Source organism: Variovorax sp. RTB1, assembly GCF_035018765.1.
Taxonomy (GTDB): domain Bacteria; phylum Pseudomonadota; class Gammaproteobacteria; order Burkholderiales; family Burkholderiaceae_C; genus Variovorax.
In genome coordinates this window covers 18,937-32,896 of sequence record NZ_JASJXG010000020.1, presented here as the reverse complement: position 1 = coordinate 32,896, position 13,960 = coordinate 18,937, and the positions used below count along the sequence as shown (strand labels likewise).

Genomic DNA, 13,960 nt, shown 5'->3' with positions numbered 1-13,960 from the left:
GCAAGCGCGACGTTTCCTGCCATCGGATCATCCCGAAGGCGATCCCGAATTTCGGCCTGGTGCTGGTGCTGGCTTTGGGGCTGTGCGGTAAAGATTCAGGACGGGTCTTTGCCGCGGGTGCGACTCACCGCACTGAAGATGCCGATGCCCAGCACGATGAGCGAGCCAATGCCGATGTAGAGCGTCGGCACGCCTGCGACCGACGCGCCCCAGGCGAGACCAGCCAGGAAAATCAAAAAGCCGATCATGTAAAGCGCGAATGACATGGGAATCCTCTCTCTCGAACACTGCGATAGCCGAAGTATCGAGAGCGCTGCCCATAGCCGCAATGGCAGGCGGCGCCAATCGCTGTGGGAGCTTGCCTACTGATCAGCCGGGTGGCAGATCAGGCGTCCTTCGCTTCAACACTGGATTCCGTACTGGCTGCATCGAGCGCCGCGATCGTTTCAGCATCCAGCTTCAGTTCGGCCGCCTTGACCAGATCGTCGAGCTGCTCGATCGAGGTCGCGCTGGCGATCGGTGCCGTGATGGCCGGCCGCGCGATCTGCCATGCGAGCGCCACCTGGCCGGGAGTCGCGTCGTGCTTGCGCGCCTCCACATCCAGCGCGTCGAGGATGTGAAGGCCGCGCGCGTTCAGGTACTTCTTGGTCGTGCTCTCACCGCGCTTGCTCTTGGCTGCGTCTGCTCCGCTGCGGTACTTGCCTGTCAAGAAGCCGGCTGCCAGCGCATAGAAATTGATGACGCCGACGCCACGCTTCAGGCACAACGGTTCCAAATCGTCTTCGAACACCGCGCGGTCGTACAGGTTGTAGAGCGGCTGCAGCGACTCGTAGCGCGGCAGGCCGAGCTTGTCCGAAAGGTCGAGTGCTTCGGCCAGACGCGGCGCGGTGTAGTTCGACGCACCGATGGCGCGCACCTTGCCGGCCTTGATGAGATCGGCAAAGGCGCCGAGCGAATCTGCCAGCGGTGTCTCGGCATCGTCGTCGTGCGACTGGTAGAGATCGATGTGGTCGGTCTTGAGCCGCGTCAGCGAGGCCTCGACCGCCTCGCGGATGTAGGCTGGCGACAGGCCGACCTTGTCGTCGCCCATCGGCTTGCCGACCTTGGTGGCGAGCACCACGCGATTGCGCTTGCCGGTCTGGCGCAGCCACTTGCCGATGATCGTCTCCGACTCGCCGCCGGTATGGCCCGGCACCCAACGCGAATACACGTCGGCCGTGTCGACGAAGTTGAAGCCGGCGTCGAGCCATGCATCGAGCAGGCGGAACGACAGGGCTTCGTCGACGGTCCAGCCGAAGACGTTGCCGCCGAAAGCGATCGGAGAAACCTGAAGGCCGGAGCGGCCGAGCGAACGAAGTTGCATGGGTGTTCCTAATGAGTGGGTGAGAAGGTAACAAGGACTGCTGTGCAGGGCTGGCAGCCGGATTTAAACGAAGCCGAGCACACCCAACGCGGCCCCGGCGCCGAGCAACCACAGCAGATGAATGCGGGTGCGCCAGACGATCAAGCCGGCCACGCCCGTCACGGCCCACACGTGCCAAGCCGGCGTGACGCTCACGTGGTTTGTGTTCGACAAAATCCATCCGGTCGCGATCAGCAAGCCGACCACCACAGGAGCCATGCCTTGCTTGAAGGCGCGCACTTCGCGCAGGGTACGGTTGCGGTGCGCCCAGCGCGTGGCGATGTAGGTGAGCGTGGTGCTCGGCAGCATGATGCCGACCATGGTGATCGCCAGGCCGAACAGCCCGAGCAGCCAGGCCTGCGGTCCGCCGCCGATGCCACCACCGGCGTTGAGCCCGACGTTCCATCCCATCAGCGCGACGAACAGCACGTTGGGACCGGGCGCCGCCTGCGCGATGGCGACGGAAGAATTGAGCTGCGTCGCAGTCAGCCAGTGGTGCTGGTCGACGAGATAGCGATGCATGTCGGGCACCGTGGTGATGGCGCCGCTGATCGAAAGCAGCGACAGCAGCATGTACTGCCCGAAGAGTGCCAGCCAGTCGTGCCAGTGCATGACGATGGCGAGACTTGCCGCGTCGGTCATGGCGTCAGCTGTCGCCAGGTCGCGACGCACGCTGCAGCGCCCACCACCAGCAGCACCCAGCCCAACGGAATCTGCAGCACGCCGATCAGCACGAAGACGAGTGCCACGGTCACGAGGCAAATGCCGAAACCGAGCGGGTGCTTGCGAAGTTGCGGAATGAGTTTGACGCCGGTCGCAGCGATGAGGCCGCCCGACACAGCACCCATGCCGCGCAGTGCGGCCGCGACCTGCGGGTTGGTCGCGAAGTGCGCGTAGACCATCGCGAGCGTCAGGATGATGACCAGTGGCACCGCCAACATGCCAGCCACCGCTGCAACCGCGCCGCGCAAGCCGAAGTAGCGGTCACCGATCATCAGGCTGAGGTTGATGACGTTGGGCCCGGGCATGACCTGCGCCACGGCCCAGTCCTCGAGAAATTCGTCGGGTGTCAGCCACTTCTTTTTCTCGACCAACTCGCGCTGGACAATGGCGAGGACGCCTCCAAAACCCTGCAACGCGAGCCAGGTGAACGACACGAAAAGATCGCGCGGCGCCTGGGGCAGGGGATGGGACATGCGATCGGGCGCTGCCGCCACGTTGGAAGAAGCCGGTTGCATTTGTCGAAGATTATCGTTGGCGAAACGGCCGTCAGCAGGCCGCGCGCACGACTGACAGCTTTGCCTAACCCGGGGGTAATACTCGGCGCATGCAACTGCCGCAACTCCCGGAAAAACTTCGTGCCCTGTTCGACTTGTCGAAGCGGGCCTTCGCCTCGTGGGCAAACGACTACGCCCCGAGCATGGGGGCCGCGCTCGCTTACTACACGGTGTTTTCGGTCGCGCCGTTGCTGCTCATCGTCATCTCGGTGGCGGGGCTCGTCTTCGGCCGCGATGCAGCCCGCGGAGAGATCTTCGCGCAGCTGTCGGGGCTCATGGGTCCGCAAGGAGCGATGGCGGTGCAGGGCATGCTGGAAGCGGTCAACAAGCCGACCGAAGGCATCGTTGCGACAGTGATCGGCATCGCGCTGCTGGTACTGGGTGCGACCACCGTTTTCGGCGAATTGCAGGATGCGCTCGATCGCATCTGGCGGGCGCCGGCGCGCGACAAGAGTACGGGTCTGTTCAACTTGCTTCGAGTGCGGCTGTTGTCGTTCAGCATGATCATGGGCATCGGCTTTTTGCTGATGGTGTCGCTGGTGGCGAGCGCGGCACTGGCCGCGCTGGGCAAATGGTGGTCACCGTTGTTCGGCGGCTGGGCCACGCTGGCGCAAGCGGTCAACTTCGTCTTCAGCTTCGTGATGGTTACGGTCGTCTTCGCGATGATCTACAAGATCATGCCGCGCGTGCGGGTGCAGTGGCGCGACGTGTGGGTGGGGGCGGCGGTGACGGCCCTGCTCTTCACCATCGGCAAGCACCTGATTGGCCTGTACATCGGCAAGAGCAGCGTGGCCTCGGGCTACGGCGCGGCTGGCTCGCTGGTCGTTGTGTTGGTCTGGGTCTACTACTCGGCGCAGATCTTTTTGCTGGGGGCAGAGTTCACCTGGGTCTATGCGCACACGTTCGGTTCGCTCAAGAACGCAGCGGCGCGGCCGGCCGATGGCCGGCCATCACCTACGCGCGGCGAAGCGCTGGGGTCGGCAAAAGTCGGCTGAGCGCGCGATCGCCTTCGGATCAAGTCGCGCGTTTTGCCGACATGACGCGGGCTCCGCAATTGCCTATGCTCGAAAGTCACTTCGACTAAATCCAGGAGATAACCAATGAACCGATACGGCACCTTTTTGCGCGCAACACTCGTCGCAGGCGTCGCCACCATGGCGCTCGCCGGCTGCGGAATGATGGGCATGAATTCCAACACTGCCAGCTTCAGCGGCGCCATGAACGCATCCAGCGAAGTGCCTCCGAACATGACGCGCGGCAGCGGCATGGCCGAGGCCACCCTCGACAAGGGCACCAATGTGCTGAAGTACAAGGTCACCTATTCGGGCCTGAGCGGCCCCGCCACTGCGGCGCACTTTCATGGTCCCGCAGTCGCTGGCGCCAACGCCGGTGTGGTGGTGCCTTTCACCAGCCCGGCCACCCCTATCGAAGGAACCGCAACGCTCACCCCGGCTCAAGCGGCAGATCTGATGGCTGGCAAGTGGTATGCCAACGTGCATACCGCGGCCAATCCCGGCGGCGAAATCCGCGGACAGATGTTGCCGAAGTAAAAACTCGGAGCCGGCCTGCCGGCTGTCAGAAACGCGGTGTCCAATGCGGGAATGAGCACAAGCAAGCCTTCGCCCGTTCCCGCGCCCCGCCAGACTTCCAAGCCCCGCAATCCGCCCGCTCCCCGCGCAGCGCTTTCGGGGCTTTCGTCTGCTCCGGCACCCGCATCCGACATGGGCCAGGCCACCAAGGCGCTCGTGCTGCAAGGCGGAGGAGCGCTGGGCGCCTATCAGGGAGGCGTCTGCGAGGCACTGTTCGAGCGCTATCAATCTCTCGATTGGGTGGCCGGTGTTTCTATCGGTGCCATCAACGCGTCGATCATCGCGGGTAACGCGCCCAATGAACGCATCGACAAGCTCAAGGGATTTTGGGACCTTCTCTCGTCGGGACCGGGTCAGCAACTGCCGTCGGTTCTTGGCGACCGCATGATGCTCAATCAGTGGAGCGCGGCGTCAGCGGTGTTTTTCGGGATTCCGGGGTTTTTCAAGCCGCGCATCGGCCCCGCCATGCTGCTGGGCAGCTCTGCGCCGGTGCTCAGCTACTGCGACACGACGGATCTCAAGTCGACGCTCGAGCGCTTCGTCGACTTCGACCGCATCAACTGCAAAGACGCCATGCGCATCAGCGTGGGCGCGGTGAATGTGCGCACCGGCAACTCGATCTACTTCGACAACACTGCGCAGAAGATCACTCCGGAACACATCATGGCGAGCGGCGCGCTGCCGCCCGGTTTTCCGCCGGTGCACATCGATGGCGAAGACTATTGGGACGGCGGCATCGTGTCGAACACGCCGCTGCAATATGTTCTTGACGTCCATCCGCGCACGCAGCCGTTGGTGGTGCTTCAGGTCGACCTGTTCAGCGCACGCGGCGTCATGCCGAAGACACTGGCCGAAGTGTCGCAACGGCAAAAAGACATCATCTATTCGAGCCGCACGCGGATGAACACCGATGCGGTGTCGGCCAACGTCAACCTGCAACAGGCACTGGCCGACCTCATCAAGAAGCTTCCTGCCGCCTTGCGCAACGACAAGAGCGTGGAAGCGCTGAGCGCACAAATGACGCACAAGCCGATCGACATCGTTCATCTGATCTACCGCAACCGGCCTTATGAACTCGACTCGAAAGACTATGAGTTTTCTCGCACGACAGTCACCGAGCATTGGGAGGCCGGCGCGCGCGACATGAACAACACGCTTGCGCATCCGGACTGGCTGAAGACGACCAGTGCGAACGGCGTGACCACCTACGACCTGACCGAGCCCGACGCATTGCGCGTGCACAAGCCCAGCCTGGACACGCGTGCGGGCACCGCCCGCTCCGGCAGTACGTGAGCTCCCGAAGTGCAAAGACCGCCCCGTCCCGCATTTAAACTTTTACTCATTTAAGGAATTCTCATGCAACTCAAAAACAAAGTCGCGTTCATCACGGGCTCGGCCAGCGGCATCGGCAAGGAAATTGCCATCGTGTTCGCCAAGGAAGGCGCCAAGATCGTCATCGCCGACTTAAACAAGGAAGCAGCGGACGCCACGGCAGCTGAGCTCAAGGCCACGGGCGCCGAAGCTATTGGCGTCGGCATGGACGTCACCAACGAAGACCAGGTGAACGCAGGCGTCGAAGAAGCCGCTGCGGCCTTCGGCGGCATCGACATCCTCATCAGCAACGCCGGCATCCAGATCGTTCATCCCATCGAAGAGTTCAGCTTCGCCGATTGGAAGAAGATGCTAGCAATTCACCTCGATGGTGCTTTCCTGACGACGCGCGCGTGCCTCAAGCACATGTACGCGCAAGGACGCGGCGGCAGCGTGATCTACATGGGCTCGGTCCACTCGAAGGAAGCGTCGCTGCTCAAGGCCCCTTACGTGACCGCCAAGCATGGCCTCATCGGCCTGTGCAAAACGGTCGCAAAGGAAGGCGCCAAGTACAACGTCCGCGCCAACGTGATCTGCCCCGGCTTCGTGCGCACGCCGCTGGTCGAAAAGCAGATTCCCGAACAGGCGAAGACGCTCGGCATCACCGAGGCGGAAGTCATCAAGAACGTGATGCTCAAGGAAACCGTCGACGGCGAGTTCACAACGACCGACGACGTGGCGCAGGTAGCGCTGATGTTCGCGGGTTTTAAGACGAATGCGTTGACCGGACAGTCTTTGGTCGTCAGCCACGGCTGGTTCATGCAGTAGGCGGGTTCCATGACCGGATCTTTGGGAACCCAACGCAATCGCTGGCTCGCCAGTGCTTCCCATGTCGACATGTCTCAAGCACGCGCAACGCCGCGAACGCTCGAGCTGTCGAGCACCCCGCAGTCGATAACGATCGACCTGAACCGCACCGCGCTACTGGTTATCGACATGCAGAACGACTTCTGCGCGGCCGATGGCATGGTGGGGCAGGCGGGCGGCGACTATTCGGCCGACCGTGCCCCGATCGAGCCGCTCAACCGGCTGACGCCGGCGTTGCGCGCAAAAGGGGTACCCATCATCTGGGTCAACTGGGGCAATCGCGCCGATCTGGCCAACATGGCGCCAAATCAGGTGCATCTCTTCAAGCCGACTGGCACCGGGCTGGGGCTCGGTGATCCTTTGCCGGGCAGCGGTCCCGCCGGCGGAGCGCGCATTCTGCAGAAAGGCAGCTGGGCCGCAGCCATCGTCGACGAACTCGACGTCGCCGATACCGACCTGCGTGTCGACAAGCACCGCATCAGCGGCTTCTGGGACACGCCGCTCGATTCGATCCTGCGCAACCTCGATGTTCAAACGCTTCTATTTGCGGGCGTCAACACCGACCAGTGCGTCCTCTGCACACTCACCGACGCCAACTTCCTCGGATACGGCTGCGTGCTGCTCGAAGACTGCTGCGCCACGTCGTCGCCGGCCTTCTGCACCGAGGCGACGCTGTGGAACGTGCGCAAGTGCTTCGGCTTCGTGACGGGTGCGGACGATCTCGTCAGTGCACTTGCGGCGTGTTGACCCATAGCACGCGCGCCACCTTAGCGCTGGTGTTGCGATAGCTGTTGGTCAGGTGGTTCTTGAAGAAGAAAGAGTCACCGACTGCCAAGCTGTATGAGGTCTTTTCCACTGTCAGTTCGAGCTGGCCTTCGAGCAGATAGCCCAGCGTTTCGCCCTGGTGCGTGATCGGGTCGTGCTTCTTCGCGTCGGGCTCGACCACATGGATGTTGCCTTCCAGCAGATTGCCGGCGCCAAAAGGGACCAGTCGCTCGTAGCTCACGCCGAAGCCCTGGCGTATCGGATCGGTGTTCGTGATGAGCCGTTGGCCAACACGCATCACCAGCGCCGGAGAATTCGGATCAGAGCCGAAGAACGAGGCGAGATCGCGACCAAGCGCTTCGACCAGCCGCTGCAGCATCGGCAGCGACGGCACCACGCGGCCGCTTTCGATTTTGGACACCATGCTTTCAGTGCAGCCTACCTTGTTGGCCAGTTCGCGCATGAGGACGCCACTCAGCAGTCGCGCATGCCGCAGTCGGCCTCCGACCTGAAGATCGTCGCGCCGTATCGGTGGTTCGGGTGGCTCAGTGGCTTGTGTCGCTTTGACTGCCTTCGCCGTCTTGATTATCTTGACCGGCTTGCTTGGCGCGACGGCGATAGCGTTGCGCTTCGCAGTGGCTCTGCTTTTGGTGGTGCTGGTGGTCACGGTTGTCTTTGTCTCTCTGGCCGTCTCGGCGTCTTGCCCCGGATGATGCCTGTGTCCTCGGCGCCCATCGGCACGAAGTCTTCGAACAGGTCGGCGCCTGCGATGGCTGCGGCACCCGCGCGCGCGACGGCCAGATCCTGACTGCCGTTGCCGGAACCGGCGGCCACGGCGCCGACGACGTAGCCTTCGACACGGATCGGCAGGCCGCCGATCAGGTTGGTCCATTTGCAGTCGGATGCCATGGCGATCTGCAGTTCCACATCGGTATGCGCGCCGCCGGTGGGTGTGCCGGACATCGCGGCTGTGACGGCCTTGTGGTTCGAAGAGATGATGCTCAATGCCTTCGAGCCATCCATTCGCGCGAAGGCGAGCAGGTTGCCGCCTAGGTCCACCACGGCGATGCACATCGGCTGTCCGATGGCATGGGCGTGGCCAATGGCAGCCTGCAGTACACGCTGGGCGCCCTGCAGGGTCAACAGACGGGCTTCGATCACGCCGGACATTGCATCTCCTCACGGCCAGGATGGCTGTCGACACCGAAGCACAAAGCACACCACGGCATGCATTGCACGTCAAGTAACTTGCCTATGCATCATGTAGGTGCATCTTCAGCGGGCTTGCGCTGGCACGCAGCTTGCGACGACTTGACGGTCGGTCGTCCAGTTCTCCGAACCCTTCCTCTGCCTGTTCCGCATCTTCTGCCATATCCCTCCATGTCATTTGTCTGGAAGCGAATCCTTGGCACGGTCCCGAGTCTGTTCGGCATCGTGGTGATCACATTCCTGTTGTCGCATGCTCTGCCGGGCGACCCGGCTGCGTACTTCGCAGGTCCTGCGGCCAACGCCGATTCGATCGCGCAAATCCGAGCGTCGCTGGGGCTCGACAAGAGCTTGCCCGAGCAGTTCTTCAAGTACCTGAGCGACCTCGCGCAAGGCAACCTGGGGACGTCGCTGACCACTGGCCAGCCCGTACTCGACGACCTCGTGACACGGCTGCCAGCATCGATCGAACTCACCGTCTGCGCGCTGCTCTTCGCGGTCGTCATCGCGATACCGATAGGTCTGCTGGCTGCAACGCGACCCGATTCGGCCATCGATCATTTCTGCCGCGGAATCATCACGGTGAGTTCCGCATTCCCGACCTTCTTCGTCGGCTTGCTGCTGGTCTTCGTCTTCTATTTCTTGCTGGGCTGGTCGCCGCAACCAGTGGGCCGGCTCGACGAAATGCTCTTTTCGCCACCGCCGCGTATCACCGGCTCTTACCTTGTCGACAGCCTCTTCGCCGGCGAATTCGACGTTTTCCGCGCCTCGCTGTCACAGCTCGTGCTGCCATCGATTTCGCTCGGGCTCTTTGCACTGGCTCCGATCGCGCGCATCACCCGGGCGTCGATGCTGGCGGCGCTGAGTGCCGATTTCACTCGCACAGCGCGCGCCGGCGGCCTGCGTGGCCACACGGTGCTCATGACCTACGCGTTTCGCAACGCGTTACTGCCGATAGCCAACATCCTCGGCATGGTGTTCAGCTTTTTGCTCGGCTCCAACGTGCTGATCGAGCAGGTGTTCGGCTGGCAGGGCATCGGCGCGTATGCGGTGTCGGCGGTGCTGGCGTCGGACTATGCGGCGGTGCAGGGCTTCGTGCTGATGATGGCGTTGCTCTACACGCTGCTCAACCTTGCAGTCGACGTGGCGAGCACGCTGATCGATCCGCGCGTGCGCTTCGAGGGCTGACACGATGGCCACTCTCGCAAGCCTTACCGTCGTCGCGCAGAACACGCGCTACGCATTCGCCCAGAACAAGCTCACGCTGGTGGCGGTACTCATCCTGTTGCTGATGATCGTGTTCGCGATCTTCGGCCCGTGGATCGCGCCTTACGACCCGCTCACGACCGACGGCACCGCCAGGCTGGTGGCGCCCAACGCGGCGCACTGGTTCGGCACCGATGCGTTGGGCCGCGACATCCTGAGCCGCGTGATCGTGGCGACGCGGCTCGACCTGGGCATGGCCGTGTCCGCCGTCGCGCTGTCTTTCATGGTCGGCCTGGCGTTGGGTGCGGTGGGCGGCTACTTTGGCGGCTGGCTCGAGCGCATCCTGGGTCGGGTGATGGACACCATCATGGCTTTCCCGCTCTTCGTGCTTGCGATGGGCATCGTGGCGGCGCTCGGCAACAACGTGCTGAACATCGTGATCGCGACGATGATCATCAACCTCCCGTTCTATTACCGCTTCGCGCGCGGCGAGGTCAACATCCGGCGCGAGCTCGGCTATGTGGAGGCGGCGCGCATGGGCGGCAATCGCCCGCTGCAGGTGCTGCTGCACCACATCGTGCCCAACATCCTGCCGCCCATGATGGTGCAGGCTTCGCTCAACATGGGATGGGCCATCCTCAACGCGGCGGGGCTGTCGTACATCGGCCTCGGGGTGAGGGCGCCGACACCCGAGTGGGGAATCATGGTGTCGGAGGGTGCCAGCAACATCATCTCCGGTGAGTGGTGGACTTTCATCTTCCCGGGCGCCGCACTGGTGCTGGCGGTGTTCAGTTTCAACCTGCTGGGCGACGGCTTGCGCGACCTGCTCGACCCGCGGAGGCGCACGTGAGCGAAGCCGCGACGACCACACGGGCGCAACTCAGCGTCGACGGCTTGTCCCTTGTCTTCAAGACGCGACATGGCACCGTCAAGGCGCTCGAAGACGTGTCGTTCACGGTGCAGCGCGGCGAGATCGTCGGCGTCGTTGGGGAGAGCGGTTCGGGCAAATCGGTCATGGCGTACACGGTGATGGGTCTGCACGATCCGGCCGCGCGCATCGAGGCGGGGCGCATCGAGTTCGGCGGCACCGATCTATTGCGGTCGAGCGAGGCCGAGCTCGGCGAGATCCGTGGCCGTGAACTCGCGATGATCTTTCAAAGCCCGCGCACCGCGCTCAACCCGATCCGCAAGGTCGGCCTGCAGATCGAGGACGTGCTGCGCCGGCATGCGGCGATTCGCAGCGAGGACCTGCGTCGCCATGCCGTGCAGGCATTGGAGCGGGTGCGCATTCCGGACCCGGAGCGCCGCTTCGACGCCTACCCCTTCGAGCTGTCGGGCGGCATGTGCCAGCGCGTGATGATCGCGATGGCGCTGGCCTGTTCGCCGTCGATGCTCATCGCCGACGAGCCGACCACCGGGCTCGACGTGACGACACAGGCGGTGATCATGGATCTGATCCGCGACCTGAGCCGCAGCACACGCATGTCGACGCTGCTGATCACGCACGACCTCGGCTTGGCCGGTGAATACTGCGATCGCATCGCCGTCATGCATGCCGGCCACCTGGTCGAGTTCGCGCCCACGGAGACCTTGTTGCGCACCCCTGCGCATCCCTACACCCAGCAGTTGCTCGCCGCCACGCCGACCCCGCGTTCCAGCGTCGCGTCGCTCACTTCGATTCCGGGTCAGCTGCCCGACCTTCGCGGCGACCTCCCGGTCTGCCGATTCCGCGACCGCTGCGAGCGTGCCTTGCCGGTGTGCGACGAGCCGCCGTTGCCTTGGACGCGCATCGATGCCGATCACGTCGTGCGCTGCAGGAACCCGCTGTGAACGCGCCGCTGCTGGAGGTGACAAACCTCGTCAAGCTGTACCCGGTCGGCCCGCGCCGCAAGGGCGCGATGCTGCATGCGGTGGACAACGTGCAGTTCACCATCGACGCCGGTGAATGCGTGGGCCTGGTCGGTGAGTCAGGCTGCGGCAAGTCGACGCTGGCACGGCTGCTGGCGCGGCTGATCGATCCGACCTCGGGCCGCATCCTGTTCGCCGGGCAAGACTTGACGGCGCTGTCGTCCGACCGCTTTTCGCGCTCGCCCGAACGCGCGCGCATCCAGGTCGTGTTCCAGGACCCGACCGAGAGCCTGAACCCGTCGTTCCGCGTGTTCGATTCGATCGCAGACCCATTGCGCCGCCTTCTCGGCCTCAAGAGCGGCACAGAACTGGATGAGCGTGTGTACAGGGCGGCCGAACTGGTCGGTTTGCCGGCCGAGCTGGTCATGCGCTATCCGCACCAGCTTTCGGGCGGCCAGCGGGCGCGCGTGGGCATAGCGCGCGCCGTCGCTGTGGAGCCGTCGCTGCTGATCCTCGACGAGCCGACCTCCGCGCTCGACGTGTCGGTGCAGGCGGTGATCTTGCGGCTGCTGGCCGACCTGCGCGACCGGCTCGGCATGAGCTACCTCTTCGTCTCGCACGACCTCAACGTGGTGCGGCTGCTGTGCGAGCGCATCGTCGTCATGTACCTCGGCCGCGTGGTCGAGGTCGCATCCGCCGAAGACCTTTTCACTTCGCCGAAGCATCCGTACACGCAGGCGCTAGTGGCTGCGATACCCGACCCGGCGCGGCGCGGTGAGCAACGCCTGCGGCTCGACGGCAGCCCCACCAGCCCGGTCGATCCCGACCCGAATCGCTGCCGCTTCTACGGTCGTTGCCCGCAGGGCACAGACCGCTGCATCACCGCATCGCCGCAGCTGCGCAGCGTCGGCGACGGCCACCTCGCCGCCTGCCACTTCGCCTGACGCGACCCCCCTGTTCTCTTCCACAACCTGACAAGGAGTACCGATGTCCACGCAATCCACCGACAACGAAATCTGCAGGATGGATGCCATTTCCATCGCGCAGCACATCAAGACGAAGAAGTTCTCCGCGGCCGAAGTGACCGAAGCCGTGCTGCGCCGCATGGAGGTGCTGGAGCCGCACATCCATGCCTTTTGCACGCCGACCCCGGACGTGGCCCGCGCGGCCGCGGCCGAGGTCGATCGCAAGCTGGCCAAAGGCGAGCCCGTAGGCGTGCTCGCGGGCGTGCCGATCGGCATCAAGGACCTGGTTGCCACCAAGAACATCAAGACGGTGATGGGCTCGGTGCTGTACGAGGACTTCGTGCCCGACGAGGACGACATCGTGGTCGAGCGCCTTAAGGCTGCAGGCGCGGTGATCATCGGCAAGACCAACGTGCCCGAGTTCGGCTATAGCGGTGTCGGGCACAACCCGGTGTTCGAGACCACGCGCAACCCGTGGGACCTTGCCTTGACCTCGGGCGGATCGAGTGCGGGCTCGGGCGCCTCGGTGGCGACGGGCGTCGCGCCCTTCGCGATCGGCAGCGACGGCGGCGGTTCGGTACGCATCCCGTCGGCGCATTGCGGGCTTTACGGCATCAAGGCATCGATGGGCCGCGTGGCGCTCTATCCGGGCTGCCGCGACGAGCGCTATCCCGGCGTATCGAGCTGGGAAACGCTAGAGCACATCGGCCCTATGAGTCGCACCGTCGCCGATTCGGCACTGATGCTCGGCGTGATCGCGGGCCCCGATCCACGCGATCGTTATTCGATCCCGGCTGCCGACTACGACTACGTGGCCGCCACCACCGAAGACATCAAGGGCCTGCGCATCGCCTACAGCGAGGATTGGGGCTACGCGGCCGTCGACCCGGAAGTACGCCGAGTCGTCAGCGAGGCCGTATCGGTTTTCGAGAAAGACCTGGGCTGCACCGTCGAGCGCGCGAACCCGGGTTGGGATGCCGACATGGGCGCGCACTTCTGGACACTGGTCGCCGCCGACACCGACCTTGCCGGCATGCGTCGGATCATGAAGGGGCACGAAGACAAGATATCGCCGCACCTGCTCGACCTGGTGATGCGACCGTGGACCGGCCAGGAATTCACCGATGCCCACACCAAGCGCAAGCACCTGTGCAACAAGATGTGGCGCTTCATGGCGAACTACGACCTGCTGATCACGCCGACACTGGCGGTGCCGCCGTTCCCGGTGCACATGCAGGGCCCCGAGATCATCGAAGGCCGCATGGGCCGCAATGCCGACTGGCTGTGCTTCACCTTCCCGGCCAATCTCACCGGCCAGCCTGCGGCCAGCATCCCGGCCGGCTTCACGAAAGACGGCTTGCCGATCGGCCTGCAGATCATCGGCCGCCATCTCGACGACCGCACCGTGCTGGCCGTCTCAGGTGCCTTCGAGCGCGCGCGCCCATGGGCGCACAAGTGGCCCGCGCTGCTCGACCGGCTCGGCCTCTAGACAGATTTCCCTCCCAGTCCCTCAACTTCCAAGGA

The 13,960-nt window shown here is 64.0% G+C and carries 16 protein-coding genes; 10 read left to right on the top strand and 6 right to left on the bottom strand.

Translation table 11 applies throughout. The annotated features are described in order from the left end of the window. Window positions 1-95 precede the first annotated feature (95 nt). The 4 genes from QN397_RS14185 to QN397_RS14170 form a co-directional block, all read right to left on the bottom strand. Window positions 96-266: a hypothetical protein gene (locus QN397_RS14185; RefSeq protein ID WP_187051650.1), complete on the bottom strand. Its 171-nt coding sequence runs from the start codon at window positions 264-266 to the stop codon at window positions 96-98. A gap of 119 nt (window positions 267-385) precedes the next feature. Continuing rightward, on the bottom strand, window positions 386-1,363 hold the full coding sequence (locus QN397_RS14180) for an aldo/keto reductase (RefSeq protein WP_323498434.1): 978 nt from the start codon (window positions 1,361-1,363) through the stop codon (window positions 386-388). Window positions 1,364-1,426: 63 nt separating this feature from the next. Next, window positions 1,427-2,044 carry a chromate transporter gene (locus tag QN397_RS14175; protein ID WP_323498433.1) on the bottom strand — a complete coding sequence of 206 codons (618 nt, stop codon included), beginning with the start codon at window positions 2,042-2,044 and terminating at the stop codon, window positions 1,427-1,429. Next, on the bottom strand, window positions 2,041-2,640 hold the full coding sequence (locus tag QN397_RS14170) for a chromate transporter (RefSeq protein WP_323498432.1): 600 nt from the start codon (window positions 2,638-2,640) through the stop codon (window positions 2,041-2,043). Before QN397_RS14170 ends, QN397_RS14175 begins: the two co-directional genes overlap by 4 nt. Window positions 2,641-2,729: 89 nt before the next feature. On the opposite strand from QN397_RS14170, the gene QN397_RS14165 reads away from it, so the two are divergent. The 5 genes from QN397_RS14165 (at window position 2,730) to QN397_RS14145 (ending at window position 7,193) form a co-directional block, all read left to right on the top strand. Next, window positions 2,730-3,674, top strand: a complete 945-nt coding sequence (locus tag QN397_RS14165; RefSeq protein ID WP_323498431.1) for a YihY/virulence factor BrkB family protein — start codon at window positions 2,730-2,732, stop codon at window positions 3,672-3,674. Window positions 3,675-3,779: 105 nt separating this feature from the next. Continuing rightward, entirely contained in the window at window positions 3,780-4,229 is a 450-nt protein-coding gene (locus QN397_RS14160; protein ID WP_323501210.1) for a CHRD domain-containing protein, read from the top strand. A 171-nt stretch (window positions 4,230-4,400) separates the two neighbouring features. Next, the gene (locus QN397_RS14155) at window positions 4,401-5,561 is read left to right on the top strand and encodes a patatin-like phospholipase family protein (protein WP_323501209.1); all 1,161 of its coding nucleotides are present in this window, start codon (window positions 4,401-4,403) and stop codon (window positions 5,559-5,561) included. Between the two features lie 63 nt (window positions 5,562-5,624). Further along, window positions 5,625-6,407, top strand: coding sequence for a 3-hydroxybutyrate dehydrogenase (locus tag QN397_RS14150; protein WP_323501208.1), 783 nt, complete (start codon window positions 5,625-5,627; stop codon window positions 6,405-6,407). A gap of 9 nt (window positions 6,408-6,416) precedes the next feature. Beyond that, window positions 6,417-7,193 carry an isochorismatase family cysteine hydrolase gene (locus QN397_RS14145; protein WP_323501207.1) on the top strand — a complete coding sequence of 259 codons (777 nt, stop codon included), beginning with the start codon at window positions 6,417-6,419 and terminating at the stop codon, window positions 7,191-7,193. Here QN397_RS14145 and QN397_RS14140 read toward each other — a convergent pair. Continuing rightward, complete coding sequence (locus tag QN397_RS14140) at window positions 7,171-7,878, bottom strand: cupin domain-containing protein (protein ID WP_323501206.1); 708 nt, start codon at window positions 7,876-7,878, stop codon at window positions 7,171-7,173. The two genes, QN397_RS14145 and QN397_RS14140, sit on opposite strands and share 23 nt — an antisense overlap. After that, complete coding sequence (locus QN397_RS14135; RefSeq protein WP_323501205.1) at window positions 7,875-8,381, bottom strand: GlcG/HbpS family heme-binding protein; 507 nt, start codon at window positions 8,379-8,381, stop codon at window positions 7,875-7,877. The genes QN397_RS14140 and QN397_RS14135 overlap by 4 nt, the downstream gene beginning before the upstream one ends. 210 nt (window positions 8,382-8,591) lie before the next feature. Between QN397_RS14135 and QN397_RS14130 the strand changes: the two genes are divergently transcribed. Genes QN397_RS14130 through QN397_RS14110 form a run of 5 tightly spaced genes read left to right on the top strand, consistent with a single transcriptional unit; the run spans window position 8,592 to window position 13,925 of the window. After that, window positions 8,592-9,605 carry an ABC transporter permease gene (locus QN397_RS14130; RefSeq protein ID WP_323501204.1) on the top strand — a complete coding sequence of 338 codons (1,014 nt, stop codon included), beginning with the start codon at window positions 8,592-8,594 and terminating at the stop codon, window positions 9,603-9,605. 4 nt (window positions 9,606-9,609) lie between these two features. After that, window positions 9,610-10,473 carry an ABC transporter permease gene (locus QN397_RS14125; RefSeq protein ID WP_323501203.1) on the top strand — a complete coding sequence of 288 codons (864 nt, stop codon included), beginning with the start codon at window positions 9,610-9,612 and terminating at the stop codon, window positions 10,471-10,473. Continuing rightward, window positions 10,470-11,453, top strand: a complete 984-nt coding sequence (locus QN397_RS14120) for an ABC transporter ATP-binding protein (RefSeq protein WP_323501202.1) — start codon at window positions 10,470-10,472, stop codon at window positions 11,451-11,453. The genes QN397_RS14125 and QN397_RS14120 overlap by 4 nt, the downstream gene beginning before the upstream one ends. Next, a complete protein-coding gene (locus QN397_RS14115; RefSeq protein ID WP_323501201.1) occupies window positions 11,450-12,415 on the top strand; it encodes an ABC transporter ATP-binding protein in 966 nt (321 codons plus the stop codon). The genes QN397_RS14120 and QN397_RS14115 overlap by 4 nt, the downstream gene beginning before the upstream one ends. Window positions 12,416-12,458: 43 nt before the next feature. Continuing rightward, window positions 12,459-13,925, top strand: coding sequence for an amidase (locus tag QN397_RS14110; RefSeq protein ID WP_323501200.1), 1,467 nt, complete (start codon window positions 12,459-12,461; stop codon window positions 13,923-13,925). The last annotated feature ends 35 nt before the right edge of the window (window positions 13,926-13,960 follow it).